Annotated in this window: 15 protein-coding genes and 1 riboswitch; of the genes, 4 read left to right on the top strand and 11 right to left on the bottom strand. The window is 53.8% G+C overall.

The features are described 5' to 3' along the window. Positions 1-62 precede the first annotated feature (62 nt). On the top strand, positions 63-1,079 hold the full coding sequence (locus K355_RS0108535) for a cation diffusion facilitator family transporter (protein WP_022731708.1): 1,017 nt from the start codon (positions 63-65) through the stop codon (positions 1,077-1,079). Between the two features lie 93 nt (positions 1,080-1,172). Here the strand turns inward: K355_RS0108535 and K355_RS0108530 are convergent, their stop codons facing one another. The 8 genes from K355_RS0108530 to K355_RS0108495 all read right to left on the bottom strand — a co-directional run bounded on the left by K355_RS0108530 (position 1,173) and on the right by K355_RS0108495 (position 11,169). Beyond that, the gene (locus K355_RS0108530; RefSeq protein ID WP_022731707.1) at positions 1,173-2,333 is read right to left on the bottom strand and encodes a ribonucleotide-diphosphate reductase subunit beta; all 1,161 of its coding nucleotides are present in this window, start codon (positions 2,331-2,333) and stop codon (positions 1,173-1,175) included. Positions 2,334-2,390: 57 nt separating this feature from the next. Further along, positions 2,391-5,351 carry a ribonucleoside-diphosphate reductase subunit alpha gene (locus K355_RS23550; RefSeq protein ID WP_022731706.1) on the bottom strand — a complete coding sequence of 987 codons (2,961 nt, stop codon included), beginning with the start codon at positions 5,349-5,351 and terminating at the stop codon, positions 2,391-2,393. A 117-nt stretch (positions 5,352-5,468) separates the two neighbouring features. Continuing rightward, a riboswitch (cobalamin riboswitch) is annotated at positions 5,469-5,695 on the bottom strand. A 166-nt stretch (positions 5,696-5,861) separates the two neighbouring features. Beyond that, complete coding sequence (locus K355_RS0108520) at positions 5,862-6,617, bottom strand: PhoH family protein (RefSeq protein ID WP_022731705.1); 756 nt, start codon at positions 6,615-6,617, stop codon at positions 5,862-5,864. 337 nt (positions 6,618-6,954) lie between these two features. After that, positions 6,955-8,181 (bottom strand): organoarsenical effux MFS transporter ArsJ, encoded by a 1,227-nt coding sequence (arsJ, locus tag K355_RS0108515; protein WP_022731704.1) that lies wholly within the window; start codon positions 8,179-8,181, stop codon positions 6,955-6,957. 1 nt (position 8,182) lies between these two features. Next, the gene (locus K355_RS0108510) at positions 8,183-9,223 is read right to left on the bottom strand and encodes an ArsJ-associated glyceraldehyde-3-phosphate dehydrogenase (RefSeq protein ID WP_022731703.1); all 1,041 of its coding nucleotides are present in this window, start codon (positions 9,221-9,223) and stop codon (positions 8,183-8,185) included. Further along, positions 9,220-10,275, bottom strand: a complete 1,056-nt coding sequence (gene arsB, locus K355_RS23545) for an ACR3 family arsenite efflux transporter (protein WP_033368753.1) — start codon at positions 10,273-10,275, stop codon at positions 9,220-9,222. Before arsB ends, K355_RS0108510 begins: the two co-directional genes overlap by 4 nt. Before the next feature lie 20 nt (positions 10,276-10,295). Then, complete coding sequence (locus K355_RS0108500) at positions 10,296-10,808, bottom strand: arsenate reductase ArsC (RefSeq protein ID WP_022731701.1); 513 nt, start codon at positions 10,806-10,808, stop codon at positions 10,296-10,298. 31 nt (positions 10,809-10,839) lie between these two features. Next, on the bottom strand, positions 10,840-11,169 hold the full coding sequence (locus K355_RS0108495; RefSeq protein WP_022731700.1) for an ArsR/SmtB family transcription factor: 330 nt from the start codon (positions 11,167-11,169) through the stop codon (positions 10,840-10,842). A 160-nt stretch (positions 11,170-11,329) separates the two neighbouring features. On the opposite strand from K355_RS0108495, the gene K355_RS0108490 reads away from it, so the two are divergent. The 3 genes from K355_RS0108490 (at position 11,330) to K355_RS0108480 (ending at position 14,435) form a co-directional block, all read left to right on the top strand. Then, complete coding sequence (locus K355_RS0108490; RefSeq protein WP_022731699.1) at positions 11,330-11,644, top strand: ArsR/SmtB family transcription factor; 315 nt, start codon at positions 11,330-11,332, stop codon at positions 11,642-11,644. Positions 11,645-11,693: 49 nt separating this feature from the next. Then, positions 11,694-12,728, top strand: coding sequence for a permease (locus K355_RS0108485; protein WP_022731698.1), 1,035 nt, complete (start codon positions 11,694-11,696; stop codon positions 12,726-12,728). A gap of 111 nt (positions 12,729-12,839) precedes the next feature. Next, the gene (locus K355_RS0108480; RefSeq protein ID WP_022731697.1) at positions 12,840-14,435 is read left to right on the top strand and encodes a peptide chain release factor 3; all 1,596 of its coding nucleotides are present in this window, start codon (positions 12,840-12,842) and stop codon (positions 14,433-14,435) included. A 78-nt stretch (positions 14,436-14,513) separates the two neighbouring features. Here the strand turns inward: K355_RS0108480 and K355_RS0108475 are convergent, their stop codons facing one another. The 3 genes from K355_RS0108475 to K355_RS0108465 all read right to left on the bottom strand — a co-directional run bounded on the left by K355_RS0108475 (position 14,514) and on the right by K355_RS0108465 (position 16,689). Further along, positions 14,514-14,843: an AzlD family protein gene (locus tag K355_RS0108475; RefSeq protein WP_022731696.1), complete on the bottom strand. Its 330-nt coding sequence runs from the start codon at positions 14,841-14,843 to the stop codon at positions 14,514-14,516. Next, a complete protein-coding gene (locus K355_RS0108470) occupies positions 14,840-15,649 on the bottom strand; it encodes an AzlC family ABC transporter permease (protein WP_022731695.1) in 810 nt (269 codons plus the stop codon). Before K355_RS0108470 ends, K355_RS0108475 begins: the two co-directional genes overlap by 4 nt. 131 nt (positions 15,650-15,780) lie before the next feature. Then, entirely contained in the window at positions 15,781-16,689 is a 909-nt protein-coding gene (locus K355_RS0108465; protein ID WP_022731694.1) for a LysR family transcriptional regulator, read from the bottom strand. Positions 16,690-16,792: the final 103 nt, after the last annotated feature.

Here is a 16,792-nt window from a genome sequence, read left to right as displayed (position 1 = left end):
GTCCAAACAGGCTATAAAATGCCTGTTAGACTGCGGAAATTGAATGCTAAAGGTCAGTTTATATGAGTCAATGTCCCGTCATTGACATTGCACAAAAAGAAATGTGGGCGCGTCGTGCAACGACGGCCTCCATTGTCATTGCTGCAACACTGATCGGGATTAAGGCCGTTGGCTGGTTCCTGACCGATTCTGTTAGTCTCCTGTCATCAATGGTCGACAGCATGCTTGATGTTGGTACCGCTGTTGTCAACTTCATGGCTGTGCGATCCGCGTGGCGTCCGGCCGACCATGATCATCGCTTTGGCCATGGCAAGGCCGAACCGCTTGCCGGACTTTTCCAATGTGCCTTTATGATCGGGGCGGCTGTTTTTGTCGTTGCCGAAGCATCTTCGCGCGTGTTCGAACCCCAGCCGATTCGCTTTGCCACCGAAGGCATCTGGATGATGGCGGTATCGATGGTCATGACTTTTGGGCTGGTCCTGCTCCAGCGCAAAGCAGCCCGCGTTTCGGGCTCGGTCGCGGTTGAAGCCGATTCGTTGCAATATACCAGCGACATTCTAGCCAATGCGGCGGTGATCCTTGCCCTTGTTCTGGGCATGTCGGGCTTCCTGTGGGCCGATCCGGTGATTGGTGTTCTGGTTGCCGGGTTCCTTGTCGTATCGGCGATCAAGGTCGGCAGACATTCGATCAAGGTTCTGATGGATGCGGAACTGCCCGAATCTGATAGTCAGCGGATCATTGATCTGACGATGAAAAATGCATCTGTGATCGGCATTCACCGTCTGCGGACCCGTTCATCTGGCGTTCACCGCTTTGCCGAAATTGAACTAATCATGGATGGCGGCATGTTGATGCGCGAATCACACACCATTTGCCATCAGGTGATGGACAGCATCCGGGCGGAATATCCCGATCTTGATATCACTATCCACCCGGAACCCCCTGAAGACATCCACCTTGATGAGTTCAGCGGCTATACCGAAGACCCTGAATTTTGGCACACCGGTCGCGCCAAACGCGCTGGGCAGGATGGCATTCCGGTGTCAAACAGCGGTGAAATTGCTGCGATGGGCCGATAGGCCAAACTATCCCGCGCTTCACACAGATCGTTCTGAGCCAAAAACGGCTGACAAGGTAACTTGCCAGCCGTTCTGTTTACTGGGCCAGTGGGGTTAATCCCAGCTTAGCGCGCCGCCATTCTGATATTCGATGACACGGGTTTCAAAAAAGTTCTTTTCCTTTTTCAAGTCCATGGCCTCAGACATCCATGGGAACGGGTTTTCGACCTCGGCAAAGACCGGGGTAAGACCAAGCTGGCCACAGCGGCGATTGGCAATGAAATGCATATATTGCTCGCACAGGGCCGCATTTAGCCCCAAAAAGCCGTTTGGCATAGTGTCCCGGCCATAGGCGGCTTCAAGTTCGGCGGCTTCGCGGATCATGCCACGGATTTCGTCCTGAAATCCTGCGGTCCAGAGATGCGGGTTTTCGGCCTTGATCTGGTTGATGACATCAATGCCGAAATTCAGATGGATGCTCTCGTCGCGCAGGATGTACTGATATTGTTCGGCAATGCCGACCATCTTATTGCGCCGCCCCAGCGACAGGATTTGCGCAAAACCGGTATAGAACCACATGCCTTCGAAAATGACGTAAAAGGCCACCAGATCACGCAGGAAATCCTGATCGCGTTCCGGGGTGCCGGTGGCAAAATCCGGGTCATCGAGATGCTTGGTATAGCGTAGCGCCCATGCGGCTTTTTCCGTAATCGACGGCACTTCGCGATACATATTGAAAAGCTCACCCTCATCAAGGCCGAGGCTTTCGACGATATATTGGAACGTATGGCTGTGGACGGCTTCCTCAAACGCCTGCCGAAGCAGATACTGTCGGCATTCCGGGTTGGTCAGATGGCGGTAAATCGCCAGCACGATGTTATTGGCAACAAGGCTTTCAGACGCGGCAAAGAAACCCAGATTGCGTTTAAGCATCCGGCGTTCATCCTCGGTCAGGCCATCACGCGATTTCCAAAGCGCGATGTCGGCCTGCATGGAAACCTCGGTCGGCATCCAGTGATTGTTACAGCCCGCAAGGTATTTTTCCCACGCCCAGCCGTATTTCAACGGCAAAAGCTGGTTCACATCCGCACGTGAATTGATCATGGCCTTGTCACTGACCGTGACACGGGCCGCCCCGCGATCAATGTCACCAAGGCCGGTGGCATCGGCGGTATGTGCGTGATCTGTTGCCCCGACATCATGTGATGCCGGGGAAGCGTTTTGAGCGGCATCGGTAGTGGCGGAAGACGTATCGTTTTCAACCCAGTCAAGCATGGTTCTCGTTCCCGAATTTATACTGTTCACACAGAGGTTTTTGACGGTGCATTTTGCCTATTGGCAGGCTTCGCATTCCGGGTCGTCGATGGAACACGCCTTGCCCCAGACTTCCCCGCCGACAATCGGATCAACTGTCGGTGCGGTATCGATCACCGCCGACGGTCGGGATGGTGTCTGACTGGGAGATGGCGAAGGAACAGGTGAGGTTGTTTGCACCGATGGCGTCGGGGCGGCGGCAACAGGGGCATTGGCCACCGCATTCAAGCGTCCATCGGTACCCTTCAGGGTCGATTTTTCAACATGGGTCGCGGCACTGGACCGCAGGTAATAGGTGGTTTTAAGCCCGCGCAACCACGCCAGACGATATAGGTCATTGAGCTTTTTGCCCGATGGATTGGCGATATAAAGGTTGAGCGATTGTGCCTGATCAAGCCATTTCTGACGGCGCGATGCCGCCTCGATCAGCCAGGATGAATCCAGTTCAAACGCGGTGGCATACAGCGTTTTGACCTCATCGGGGATGCGGTCAATCTGTCCGACGCTGCCGTCGTAATATTTCAGGTCCGATATCATCACGTCGTCCCATAGGCCGCGTTCTTTCAGATCAGCGATAAGGGCGGCATTGACCACGGTGAAATCGCCCGACATGTTCGATTTGACAAACAGGTTGCGATAAGCCGGTTCAATCGACTGGCTCACACCGCAAATGTTGGAAATGGTTGCCGTCGGGGCAATCGCCATGGTGTTGGAATTGCGCATCCCAATGGTTTTAATCCGTTCGCGCAACGGTTCCCAATCAAGGCGGCTTGTACGGTCAACGTCAAATTCGGCCCGCGTTTCGGCCAGAAGGTCGAGTGAGTCAATCGGCAGAATCCCGCGTGACCATAGCGACCCGTCAAAGCTTTCATAACGGCCACGTTCGGAAGCCAGATCGACCGATGCCGAAATCGCGTGGAACGAAATGGCTTCCATGCTTTCATCGGCAAACGCAATCGCCGCATCGGATGCATAGGCAATTTTCATGGTCTGCAACGCATCCTGAAAACCCATCAGCCCAAGGCCGACCGGACGATGGCGCAGGTTGGAAAAGCGGGCTTCGGGGATGGTATAGAAATTGATGTCGATCACGTTATCAAGCATACGCATGGCGGTTTTGACCGTTTGTGCAAGCTTGTCGTGATCAAGGCCATCTTTCGTCACATGCGCCGCCAAATTGACCGAGCCAAGGTTACACACCGCAACTTCATCATGTGATGTGTTAAGCGTGATTTCCGTGCACAGATTGGATGAATGGACAACCCCGCGATGGCCCTGTGGAGATCTGATGTTGCACGGATCCTTGAAGGTGATCCACGGGTGCCCGGTTTCAAACAGCATGGTCAGCATACGCCGCCACAGATCAACCGCACGCACGGTTTTGAAATTGCGGATTTGGCCGCTATTGGCGCGCGCCTCATACGTTTCATAGGCGGTTTTGAAGGCCGGGCCATACAGATCATGCAGGTCGGGCGTATCGTCGGGGGAAAACAGGGTCCAGGGGGCGTCTGCCATCACCCGTTCCATGAATAGGTCAGGCACCCAGTTCGCGGTGTTCATGTCATGGGTGCGCCGCCGGTCATCGCCGGTGTTTTTACGCAGATCAAGGAACTCTTCGATGTCGATATGCCATGTTTCGAGATAGGCACAGACAGCCCCCTTGCGCTTGCCGCCCTGATTGACCGCAATGGCGGTATCGTTGGCGACTTTCAAGAACGGAACGACACCCTGACTTTCGCCGTTGGTGCCCTTGATATGCGCACCAAGTCCGCGCACCGGGGTCCAGTCGTTGCCAAGTCCGCCGGAATATTTCGCCAAAAGCGCGTTGTCCTTGACCGATTTGAAAATTCCATCAAGGTCATCGGGCACCGTTGTCAGGAAACAGGACGAAAGTTGCGGGCGGCAGGTGCCAGCATTAAACAGGGTCGGGGTCGATGCCATGAAGACGAATGTCGAAAGCTGATTGTAAAATTCAATCGCCTTGGCTTCGCGGTCAATTTCACGGATGGCAAGTCCCATGGCAACCCGCATAAAGAACGCTTGGGGCAGTTCAAACCGTGATCCTTTGACATGCAGGAAATACCGGTCATATAGGGTTTGCAGCCCGAGATACTGAAAGTTTAAATCACGGTCGGGTTTGATCGCGGCGGTGATTTTCTTCAGATCAAATTTTGCCAGTTCCGCGTCAATCAACCCGGCGTCGATCCCGGCTTTAAGGGCGGCGGGAAAATAGGTCGCATAGCGATCCTGCATTTCGGCCTGCGTTGCCTGCTCGGGGCGACCGGAAACAAAACCAAGGGCCTCGGTCCGCAGTTTATCAAGCAACAACCGTGCACTGACAAAGGCGTAATTGGGTTCACGTTCAATCAGGGTCCGGGCGGCCATGATCGGGGCCAGCGCCAATTCACCAAGGGTGACCCCGTCATACAGATTGCGCCGGGTTTCGGTCATGATCGGATCGCGGCTGACATCGGCAAGCGTGCCGCAGGCTTCTTTAATCACCGTTGAAAGACGGTCAAAATCAAGTGGTGTTTTGCGACCATCGGGCTGGGTGACGGAAAGCTGTGGTGTGTCGGATGTTTTCTTTTTCTTGCGTGCATCGGCTTTGGCACGTTCGCGCGCACGGTCTTCGCGGTACAGAACATAGGCGCGCGCGACCTTATGATGTTCGCTGCGCATCAAGGCCAGTTCGACCTGATCCTGAATGTCTTCGATCTGAAGCGTATGGCCGGGTGCTGCACGCCGATGCAGGACAGAAACCACCTGTTCAGTTAGCCCATCGACGCTGTCATGAACGCGGTGTGAGCCCGATGCGGTTTCGCCCTCGGCGGCAAGAAACGCCTTGGTCAGGGCTGCCTTGATTTTGGCCGGATCAAATGCTGTGACCGATCCGGTGCGCCGGATCACCTGATAGCCTGTTGTGGAAGAATGTGATGGATCGGAAACGGCTGGTCGTTCCGCGTGCTGAGTAACTGACATCTTAAACCCCGAAATGTTGGGGCAAGGGCCAAGCGGATGCATGCGAGGACGAAAGCAAAATAGCCGGCATGCCGGCATGTCGCGTCACAAGCGCTCCACCGGACACCCCGCCCGAGAACGTTAATTTCCATCACGGCAGGTCTCCTGGCTCGCGGATATGGCGCTGTCATCCGGCCTTCCCGAAACGCAAATTCGTTTCAGTGACCATCGTTGGATGCAAGCTAACCGCTTACAGTTGCGGGGGCAGCTCCGGCATTGTTGCGTAAGGGCAAACGCACCGAATTCCCTCTTAGCCTTCCTCTGATCAGGGATCAAAGTGAAGGACCATGATGTCTATATATTGGGTGTGGTGGGTATTGCTCGTCAATATATATGTTTTATTGACAGCATTTGGTCATGGCGGCGAAATGCCGCGAAGCCAAGATTTTCTGCGGAACCGGGATGCATATAAAAAGTGGCGGACCCTTTCGGGCCCGCCTTTTCTTCTTTGGTTTGCTGCGTCGGATCTTGTTAAAGAACGGTCAACATGCTTGCGACCAGTGGGTGACGGACAATGTCCTTGTCACGTAGTCGGACGCAGGCAATGTCTTCGACATTTTCCAGACGGTCTGACATTTCCGACAGGCCCGACATTTCCGGCAAAAGGTCGGTCTGGTCCGGGTCACCAGTCAGGATCATGGTCGCATTCCAACCAAGGCGGGTCACCAGCATCTTAAGCTGGCCATAAGTGCAGTTTTGCGCCTCATCAATCACGACGAAGGCATTATTGAGTGTCCGGCCACGCATATAGCCGATCGGGGCGATTTCAATTGTGCCGTCCGAGATATAGGTGCGAAGTCGTTTGGTGCCGAGGCGATCATTAAGTGCGTCATAAAGCGGGCGTAGATAAGGGGCCATTTTGGCTTCGACGTCACCGGGCAGGAATCCGATGTTTTCGCCCGCCTCAACCGCCGGGCGGGCCAGAACGATGCGGCCAATTTCGCCTTTATCAAGCGCTTCAACTGCTTTGGATACCGCGATATAGGTTTTGCCCGTTCCCGCAGGGCCAAGTGCCAGCACAAGGTTAAAGTCATCGATTGCCGTCATCAAGGCTGCTTGGTTTTCACTTTTTGGCCGGATGTGACGACGGAAACTTTGGTCGCGTTGTCCTTTCTCTTCGGAAGTTTCGAGAGGGTGCCAATCGGCGTTTTTTTCATCAAACAGGTCATGGACATTGTTGTCTGACTGTTGCGGACGATTACGACGGCGTGCTGCGCGTTTACCCATTACGATCACCTCATCAATTGTGCCAAAAAAGCAAAACGCGCCGTTCCATCATGGAAGGGCGCGCAATCAATTTTCATATTCAGATGGAAGTGGCGGTAGGAGTTTCCGCCGGACACATCATGTTGCATGTGCGATCCGGGGGGCGAAAATTCTCGTTTTAAGACGCTTTCTCGCGGCACTCGGGAACTCCTCCTGCGGTCTAGTTCTTGACCGTTAATTGGAATCGTACCCCTATATGCAGTGTCTTGTCACGGGTTTTTGTATGATGAAATTTCGATGAATTTGGAAAATGAGTCTTTTCATATGCTTATCTTGCATCTGCGAAGAAGATTTTTATTCAACTCTGCGGTGCGGGTGTCTGATGGATCGGTAGAGCCACACTGATGATCCAACTGATGGTTAAAAACGCAATTGAGGTCACAAGACATCCAACCAGCCCGCCATAAAAGTAAGCCGCCCCGGAAAGGATCGTTCCGGCAAGGCGTCCGATGGCATTGGACATATAGTAAAACCCGACATTCATCGCGACCTTGTCGCCATCGGCATAGGCCAGAATTAAATAGGAATGCAGCGATGAATTTATCGCAAAGACAATCCCGAAGACCAAGAGCCCGGCCAGAACCGCAAATTCTGGAGCGAAACCTTGTTGAACAGCACTTGCAATCGCGACCGTGACAGCGATCAGGGCAACAATCCACAGCCGTGCGGTTCGGCCATCGGGTTCATGGCTTTGTGCGCGGAGCATCTTGGGGGCAATTGCCTGGATGAAACCATACCCGATCACCCATGCTGCCATATAGGTGCCAACTTCAATGTGGCTCCAGCCAAGTTCAGCCGCCAAAAATACAGGCAAGCCGACAACGAACCAGATATCGCGTGAGCCAAATAAAAACAAACGTGCAGCTGAAAGAATGTTGATCTTGCGGTCCGGGGAAAAGATGTCGCGAAATTTGGGTTTGAGGGCATTGGTCGGACCCGACATTTCCGCGCCAAGAGATAGAGCGACGGCAATCAGCGTGATGCCAAGTCCGGCAGCCATGGCCAAAAGGGCACCCGAAAATCCCAACCATGATAAAAGCGCGCCGCCCAAAAAGAAGCCAACGCCCTTCAACGCGTTTTTCGATCCGGTCAAAAGTGCTACCCAGCGAAACAGCGCACCTTTTGCCTCGGTCGGGACAAGAACCTTGATTGCCGACTTGCTCGACATTTTGGTTAGATCCTTGGCAACACCCGATGCCGCCTGAAGTCCCATGACATAGGCGACCGAAACAGCAGGAAGCCAATCAGGGTTGGTAAACGACAGTGCGGTTAGCGATGCGATTTGCAAGATTAATCCGGCAAATAGTGTAAAGCGCAATCCACGCACCTGTGCCAGCCACCCGCCCACCAGATTGGTGATGATTCCGGCAAATTCATAAAGAACGAAAAGAAGCGCGATCTCGAATGCCGAATAGCCCAGTGCGTAAAAATGCAACAGAACCAGCATCCGCAATGCACCGTCGGTCAGGGTGAAACCCCAATAGGCACCCGTAACCAGTGCATAATTTCGGATCGCGGATGACATTTTATGCTCCGCCGGCGTTATGGCTGGGCATGCTTTGGGCAACTTTGGTGGCAAGATCGACCATGCGGCAGACATATCCCCATTCATTGTCATACCACGCCAGAACTTTGACCTGACGTTTGTCGATCACCATGGTTGATCCGGCATCAATGATCGAAGACCGTGAATCATTGAGGTAATCCGCACTGACAAGCGGGCGTTCTTCATAGCCCAGAATACCCGCCAGATAGGTTTCCGATGCGTCGCGCATCAGACGGTTGACCGTTTCAACATCGGTGTCACGCGCCACTTCAAATACGCAATCGGTCAGCGACGCATTCAAAAGTGGTACGCGCACCGCAATACCGTTCAGTTTTCCGGCGAGTTCCGGGTAAATCATGGTGATGGCGGTTGCTGATCCGGTGCTGGTCGGGATCAGTGACTGCAGGCAGGATCGCGCGCGGCGCAAATCCTTGTGCGGTAAATCAACAATGGTCTGGGTGTTGGTGACATCATGAATGGTGGTGATTGAACCATGCACAATGCCAAGATTTTCGTGAATGACCTTGACCACCGGTGCAAGACAGTTGGTCGTGCAACTTGCCGCGGTCAAAAGGTCATGTTGCGTTGGATCATACAGATCGTCATTCACGCCATAGACAATATTAAGCGCACCTTCCTTGACCGGCGCGGCCACGATGACCTTTTTGATCCCCTGATCAAAATAGGGCTGGATGGTCTCTGGCGTTTTAAACTTGCCGGTACATTCCAAAACAATGTCACAGCCAAATGCCGCCCAGTCGGTGTCGCCCGGTGTCGGATTGTCGCTAAACGAGATTTTATGCGTCTGGTCAATCACGACCTGATCGTCAATGCATTCAACGCCTTTGGTCCAGCGGCCATGCACGGAATCAAATTCCAAAAGGTGGGCCGCGGTTTTCGCACTCCCCTTGATTTCGTTGATATGCACGAATTCAAGGTTCGGATGTCCCCATCCTGCGCGCAGGGCCAAGCGGCCCATACGGCCAAATCCATTGATACCAATGCGCATTTTTCCGGTCATTTTGAAACCTCGGAAGTTTGGGGTGTGGTGGTTTTTGCATCCGAAAACCAATGACGTGATCGGTTGGCAATCGCGACAAGCGACAGCATCACCGGTACTTCGACAAGCACGCCAACCACGGTTGCCAATGCCGCACCTGATGAGAACCCGAACAAACCAATGGCGGTGGCAACAGCCAGTTCAAAGAAGTTGGATGCGCCAATCATCGCTGATGGGGCCGCAATTTTATGCTCAACGCCCAGAACCTTGTTGGCGACATAGGCAATTGCAGCAATGAAATAGGTTTGCAGAATGATCGGCACCGCCAGCAGCACAATAATCACGGGCTGGGCAAGGATCTGCTGTCCCTGAAAGGCAAACAGTAGAACCAGTGTCGCAAGCAGGGCAAACATCGAAATCGGTTTAAGTTTGGCGTCAAATTTCTCGAACGCGGTCATGCCCTTTGACATGACGAATTGTCGCAAAAACTGCCCGACAATGACTGGAATCACGATGAAGGCAACAACAGAAATGGTCAGCGTTTCCCACGGGATGGTGATCGCTGAAATACCCAGCAAAAGTGCGACAATCGGTGCAAAGGCGAAAATCATGATGGTATCGTTCAGCGCAACCTGGCTGAGTGTGAAATTCGCATCCCCCTTGGTCAGGTTGGACCAGACAAACACCATGGCCGTACAGGGGGCCGCGCCCAAAAGGATCAAGCCAGCGATATAGCTTTCAATTTCGGCCTCTGGCAGCAGTGGGCGAAACAGAACCCCGATAAATAACCAGCCAAGGGCCGCCATGGTAAAGGGCTTGATCAGCCAGTTCACCCCAAGGGTGACCCCGATGCCGCGCCACTGTTTGCCCACTTCATGAAGGGCCTTGAAATCAACCTTCATCAACATCGGCACAATCATCAACCAGATCAGGATGGTGACCGGTAAATTGATTTCATAGGCGGTCAGATTGCCAATGGTCTGAAACAGGTCGGGAAGCATTTCACCAAGGGCAATGCCAACCACGATGCTCGCCGCGACCCAGACGGTTAAGTAGCGTTCAAACAGGTTCATCGGGGCATCTTCTTTGGTGGTCATGCGTCCTCGCTTGATGTGGTCTGGCCGATTTCATCGAGCTTGTGCTGCAATGACAGCCGATCGAGTGACTGGAACGGAAGACTGGTGAAAATCGAAATACGATTGCGCAACATCCGATAGGCAACGGCAAAGGCCAGACGTTTTTCGGCTTCGGTGCCGGTAACGGCTGCCGGGTCAGGAACGCCCCAGTGGGCAGTCACCGGCGATCCCGGAAAGATCGGGCAATCCTCGTTGTTCATGGTGTCACACACGGTAAAAACGAAATCGAATTTAACTTCGTCTTTCTGGGAATAAACTTCCATTTCCTTGGATGAAAACTCTGACGGGTCATGGTCAAGCGATTGCAGAAGATCTGCTGTATAGGGATGAATTTCACCGCGCGGGTGGGAACCTGCGCTAAACCCGAAAAAGTGGTCATGCCCCTCTTTTTTCAGGATGGCTTCGGCCATGATGCTGCGCGCGGAATTGGCCCGGCACAGGAAAAGCACGTTATAGGTTCCACCAGACATGTCACTTTGTCCTTTGCAGGGAAAGAATGAATTAACAGCAGTCCTTGGAGGGGGCGGTCAGTCCACATAATTCCGGACGACCATGGCAGCAATCATCTGTCAGGAACCCAAGAAGACCGCGCATCACTTCGGGCACGATGCGATAGATCATGGATCGACCGTCACGGGTTGCGCTGATTAATCCCGCATTGCTCAATGTTGCCAGATGCGACGACATGGTGTTGTGCGGAATGCCGACCTTGCGGGCAAGTTCGCCTGCGGCCATGCCGGTTTCACCCATTTGGGCAAGCAAGCGGAAAGCCGAAAGTCTGTGTTCCTGTGCCAGAGCCCCAAGGGCGGCAATTGCATTATTTGTGTCCATATGTCGAGAAATATCGACACAATTGTTGTTTGACAAGTGACAATTCTGTTTCAAAGCGGGTTTTGGGACGTGATCCTTCAGAATGTTCAATATTATCAGCATCTTGATGGAGAGGGAAAAACATCTTTAAATAACTAGAAGTATAGTTATAATTGGCGGCATGAAGGAAACAGACATTGCCCCTATCCTGGCCGCATTGGGCCATTCGGCCCGTCTGGGCATTTTCCGTCTGCTGGTGCGGGCGGGAGAAACCGGATTGAATATCGGTGAAATCGGTCGCCATACTGGTCTTCCGGCCTCGACACTGGCCCACCATCTGGGTGGGCTTGTTCAGGTTGGGCTGGTTCGGCAGGAAAAACACGGTCGCGAGGTCGTTAATCACGCCGAGATCCTGGCGGTGCGCAACGTGCTGGGAACACTGATTGATGAATGCTGCATCGGGGTTGATGTCGGGCAGGAGGAAGAGATGGTCTGAGCCATCCCTTTTTTTGCCTAAACATAACTATTATACTAGGGATATGGATATGTCAGATATTGCATTGAAACTTCGCCGGTTTGCCGAAACCGGTAGGTCCCTTGACCGGGTTTGGGTCACCATTGTCGCAATATTGTTGGCACTGGCCGTGGTCGTGCCTGCTCAATTACCCGGCAGTCTGGTCTTTACCGGGCAGCAGCTTGCATCGGTTGCGCCGTTCCTGCTGTTGTCGGTGATGATTGCCGCTTGGGCCGGGGCAACCGGGGCAGATAGCCTGATTGCGCGCGCTTTCAGTGGTCATCCTGTGAAAATGGTCCTGATGGCGTCTGCATTTGGCGCATTGTCGCCTTTCTGCTCGTGCGGCGTGATCCCGTTGATTGCTGCCCTGTTGTCGATGGGCGTTCCATTGGCGCCGGTGATGGCGTTCTGGTTGGCGTCCCCGGTGATTGATCCGGCAATGTTCATGCTGACTGTTGGCACCATTGGGATGGAATTTGCGGTCGGCAAATTGCTTGCCGCGATTGCACTTGGCTTGATTGGCGGTTTTGCCACGCTTTGGCTGACCCGGCTTGGTTTCCTGACCGACCCCTTGCGCGAAGGGATTGGAAACGGCGGCTGCGGCGGGGGTAAGATGCGGTCCCCGAAGCCGCCGGTATGGCGTTTCTGGCAGGAACCGGACCGTACGGACAGATTTCGCCGGGATGCCATCAAAACCACCCTGTTTCTGGGGAAGTGGCTGGCCCTGGCGTTTTTGTTGGAAAGCCTGATGGTTACCTATATTCCGGTTGAAACAGTTTCGGCTGCTGTTGGCGGGGATGGCGTTCTGCCCGTCCTGATCGCGACCCTTGTCGGTGTTCCTGCTTACCTGAACGGGTATGCCGCTCTGCCGCTGGTCGGTGGACTGATCGGGCAGGGTATGCAGGCCGGTGCCGGTATGGCATTTCTGGTTGCGGGTGGTGTATCGTCCCTTCCTGCTGCGATTGCGGTCTTCGCACTCGTCAAGAAACCGGTTTTCGCGCTGTATCTTGCCTATGCCCTGATCGGGTCATTCGCTGTCGGGCTGGTGTTCCAGATTGTGCACTGAACCGGTCGTGACGGGCAGAATTCATACCCGTCATGACGATTTCGGGATGGCGCGCACGCAAAAAATCGGTACAGTGCGCGCCAAATCGAAATCAGTATTAGTGGATCAAGAATGTCGACGATTGACCATCAGGTATCGCGTCGCCGTACCTTCGCCATCATCTCGCACCCGGATGCGGGTAAAACGACCCTGACGGAAAAGCTGTTGCTTTTCGGGGGTGCGATCCAGATGGCCGGTGCGGTTAAGGCGAAAAAGGAACAGCGCGGCGCACGTTCGGACTTTATGAAGATCGAACAGGACCGTGGTATTTCCGTGTCTTCGGCCGTCATGACGTTCGAGTTTGAAGATAACATCTACAACCTGCTTGATACGCCGGGCCACGAAGATTTTTCCGAAGATACCTACCGGGTTCTGACTGCAGTTGATTCCGCCGTCATGGTGATTGATGCCGCCAAGGGGATTGAAACCCAGACGCGCAAACTGTTTGAAGTTTGCCGTATGCGCGATGTGCCAATTACGACGTTTGTGAACAAGATCGACCGTGAAACCCGCGATTTCTTTGAACTGATCGACCAAATCGAACAGGATCTCGCCCTTGATGTGTCGCCGGTCACCTGGCCGATTGGCTCTGGCCGTGATTTTAAGGGCTGCTATGATCTGATCAACGACCGCATCCTGTTCATGGAAAAGGGCGGCAATGTTGTTAAGGATTCGATCCAGATCAATGGTCTGAATGATCCGAAATTGGATGAGTTGGTCCCAGATTACCTCGTCGCACAGCTGCGCGAAGACATCGAAATGGTCCGCGCGATGTGCCCGGAGTTCGATCTTGAAAGCTACCGCGAAGGGCACCTGACGCCGGTATTCTTTGGCTCGGCGATTAACAATTTTGGTGTGCGTGAATTGCTGCGCGGTATTGGCGAAAATGCGCCGACCCCGCGCCCGCAAGAAGCCGCCACGCGAACGGTTGAATCATCTGAAACCAAGGTGTCGGGCTTTGTGTTTAAGGTTCAGGCCAATATTGACCCGAACCATCGCGACCGCATTGCCTTCATCCGTCTGTGTTCCGGTCATTTCAAACGCGGCATGAAACTCAAACATGTGCGCGCGGGCAAACAGATGGCGGTGCATAACCCGATGCTGTTCTTTGCCAATGAACGTGACATTGCCGAAGAAGCCTGGCCGGGCGATATCATCGGTATTCCGAACCACGGGACTTTGCGGATTGGCGATACCCTGACCGAGGGCGAAGACTTGCGCTTCCGCGGTGTTCCGGCCTTTGCTCCGGAATTGCTGCAAAAGGTCCGTCTTGATGATCCGCTGAAAGGCAAACATCTTCAGCGCGCCCTTGAACAGCTCGCCGAAGAAGGCGCATCACAGGTGTTTAAACCGATGATGGGTGCCGACTGGATTGTTGGCGTGGTTGGGCAACTTCAGTTTGAAGTTCTCAAGGAACGCATTTCGGCGGAATATGGCATCAAGGTGCATTTCGAACAGACCCCTGCCTATGCGGCGCGCTGGGTGATGGGCGATGACCCGCTCGAAATCAAAAAATTCCGAGATACCAATCAGTCGGCGTTGTTTGAAGACCACGATGAAACCCTAGTCTTCATCGCGCGCAACGCTTGGCATCTTGAAACCGCGCAACGCGATTGGCCGAACCTGCGGTTCGAATCCACCCGCGAACAGAATATGGTTGTGACGTAGTACTACGTTTTGCAAGCCACATAAAAAAAGCCGCCCTCTCGTTTGAAGGCGGCTTTTTGTTTTCGCGTGCTTGGTCAATCAACTGCCAATAAAATACCGACCAACCCCCACCAGAACCATCCCAACCGCCATGGCGGCAAACAGATTGCGGGCCAGTGCCATCGTGATCACGGTGGCAGCAGCCCCGGCAATGCCAATCGCCCCGGCGGAAAGCGCACTGGGCACCCAGACGGAAATCAAAACCGCACCGGGCAACCGTTCAAGCACATGTGCCCAACGGCCATGTTGCGGCAACCGATCAGCCATCATAAGGCCGCCCAGACGCATGCCATATGTGACGGCGGCCATGCCAAGGATGGTCAGAACGGCTTCAAGGCTAAAGCTGGTCAAATCAGGAAAACTGTTCATTTGCCGACCTCCGGGGTGGGCGTGCCTTCGGGCGCGCCATAGGCTTGTCGACCATCAACGGCATATTCGGCCTCGGGGCTGGTGTCATCCATATCATCGCGCCATGTCAGGGCAGCGGTGACAACCCCGGCCCCTGCACCGGCCAAAATCGACCATGTGCCGGGCAGGGTATAATGCCCGATGATCGATCCGATGGCGGCTGCCACCCATGGCAGCAAGTCGACCTTGCCTTTCCACATGCCAATGGTCAGGGCTGCGAAAACAGCGGTAAAGGCAAAATCAAGCGCATAAACTTCCGGGTCGGGAATGCCGCCGCCCAAAAGGTAACCCACACTGTTGCCCGTCGCCCAAACGACCCCGAGGAAGATACCACCACCCAGCAAGAACCCCGGATTGGCAAGGTTTTCCTGCGTCATGGTGACGGCCCAGTTTTCATCGGCGACCATATGCATGCCACATACCTTGACCCAAAGAGGGCGGCCGCGAAACACTGGGCGCAGTGACGCCCCGATCAGGATATAGCGCATATTAATCACCGCCGTTGCGATGATGATTGTCGCCGCAGGCACCGTTTCGCGCCAAAGATCGACCGACACAAATTGTGCTGATCCGGCAAACACCGTCAGGCTCATGAACAGAAGTTCACCAAGTGATAATCCGCGCTGGGACGCAAGCACACCAAGCACCGCACCAAAAATGATGGTGCTGGGCAGAAGCGGCAAACAGGCGATTGCACCGCGCCTTATGGTTTCCGGGGCGAAGTGCCCCATCGTTGTTGGGGATGGGGCAGGTGTGGGGCGTAACATTTCCAATGTTTCCAAATCTTGTTCATTTGTGTGTCAGTTGACCTGACGCTTGGGTGGTGGGCGAGGAGCCTGCACCCATCATGGGGGAAATCAAATGGGGAATATTGGACAATATTGCTGTTGCGCAATGCTCAGTCGCGTTTGGCACCAAAATCATCAATCAATATATCAAGGAACAGCTCGGCCACCGGATCAAGTTGCTTGCTGTCGTCAAAGCTGGCCTGAAAGGTTGCCTCGACATAGAACTGATCCGGGCGGATCGCGCGCATGCGGCCGGCCTCAACGAACTGTTTGGCATAATGTTCGGGCAGATATCCCAAAAAGGCACCTGACAGGATCAGGCGTGCTTCGGCCTCCATGTCCGAAACCATCGCATGTGGCTTGGCGATGGCAAAATCCTTAAGGTCCCGGCCAAGCCAGAATTTACGCCCGACAATGCGATATCGTCTTACTTCGTCGATATCAATTTCGTCATCGGATTGGTTAAATAGCGGATGGTCGGAACTGCAATAAAATCGGTGCATCTCTGGATAGAGTGAAACGTAACTTAACCCCAGTACGGTTTTGGGAAACGCACAAATGCCCACCTGAACCGCACCGGTGACAATTTCGCGCAACAAATCGTTGGGCGGATAGGTCACAACGTTCAATGTCACATCCGGGGCCTGCTTCACAAAACGCGCAATGGTTTTTTCAATCTTGCGCGCACCGGGATCGGTGATGGTGTTGTCAGTCAGGCCAATGGTCAATGTGCCGTTGAGTTTGTCGCGCAGTGACCGCATCTTGGTTTCATATTGCGACACGGATTTGAAAAGCCGGTGGGCTTCCTCAAAGACAATCTGTCCTTCACGGGTTAGCGAAAACCCACTGCGCCCGCGTTTGCAAAGTGTGAAGCCAAGCCGGGTTTCAAGGGTGGTGACATAACTTGAAATCGTTGAAAGCGACAGGTTGAGTTCACTTTGTGCGGCGGCAAATCCCCCCACTTCGACAATCGTCAGGAAGATCCGAAGCAGCTTCAGATCGGTTTGCTCCATTGCCATGTGATGGGTGCTCCCTGTGCATTACTTTGAAGATTCCCAAAGTAAGTTTCAGCAATACGTGATTTTTCAATCCGCCGCAATTTGATCTGCTGCTGATACGACG

Origin of the sequence: Thalassospira lucentensis MCCC 1A00383 = DSM 14000, assembly GCF_000421265.1 — a bacterium.
GTDB classification, from domain to species: domain Bacteria; phylum Pseudomonadota; class Alphaproteobacteria; order Rhodospirillales; family Thalassospiraceae; genus Thalassospira; species Thalassospira lucentensis.
This window is presented reverse-complemented; position numbering and strand designations above follow the sequence as displayed.

Coding starts and splice junctions, on each gene's coding strand:
- K355_RS0108535 (WP_022731708.1), top strand. CDS start 63: ATGAGTCAATGTCCCGTCATTGACATTGCACAAAAAGAAATGTGGGCG.
- K355_RS0108530 (WP_022731707.1), bottom strand. CDS start 2,333: ATGCTTGACTGGGTTGAAAACGATACGTCTTCCGCCACTACCGATGCC.
- K355_RS23550 (WP_022731706.1), bottom strand. CDS start 5,351: ATGTCAGTTACTCAGCACGCGGAACGACCAGCCGTTTCCGATCCATCA.
- K355_RS0108520 (WP_022731705.1), bottom strand. CDS start 6,617: ATGGGTAAACGCGCAGCACGCCGTCGTAATCGTCCGCAACAGTCAGAC.
- arsJ (WP_022731704.1), bottom strand. CDS start 8,181: ATGTCATCCGCGATCCGAAATTATGCACTGGTTACGGGTGCCTATTGG.
- K355_RS0108510 (WP_022731703.1), bottom strand. CDS start 9,223: ATGACCGGAAAAATGCGCATTGGTATCAATGGATTTGGCCGTATGGGC.
- arsB (WP_033368753.1), bottom strand. CDS start 10,275: ATGAACCTGTTTGAACGCTACTTAACCGTCTGGGTCGCGGCGAGCATC.
- K355_RS0108500 (WP_022731701.1), bottom strand. CDS start 10,808: ATGTCTGGTGGAACCTATAACGTGCTTTTCCTGTGCCGGGCCAATTCC.
- K355_RS0108495 (WP_022731700.1), bottom strand. CDS start 11,169: ATGGACACAAATAATGCAATTGCCGCCCTTGGGGCTCTGGCACAGGAA.
- K355_RS0108490 (WP_022731699.1), top strand. CDS start 11,330: ATGAAGGAAACAGACATTGCCCCTATCCTGGCCGCATTGGGCCATTCG.
- K355_RS0108485 (WP_022731698.1), top strand. CDS start 11,694: ATGTCAGATATTGCATTGAAACTTCGCCGGTTTGCCGAAACCGGTAGG.
- K355_RS0108480 (WP_022731697.1), top strand. CDS start 12,840: ATGTCGACGATTGACCATCAGGTATCGCGTCGCCGTACCTTCGCCATC.
- K355_RS0108475 (WP_022731696.1), bottom strand. CDS start 14,843: ATGAACAGTTTTCCTGATTTGACCAGCTTTAGCCTTGAAGCCGTTCTG.
- K355_RS0108470 (WP_022731695.1), bottom strand. CDS start 15,649: ATGTTACGCCCCACACCTGCCCCATCCCCAACAACGATGGGGCACTTC.
- K355_RS0108465 (WP_022731694.1), bottom strand. CDS start 16,689: ATGGCAATGGAGCAAACCGATCTGAAGCTGCTTCGGATCTTCCTGACG.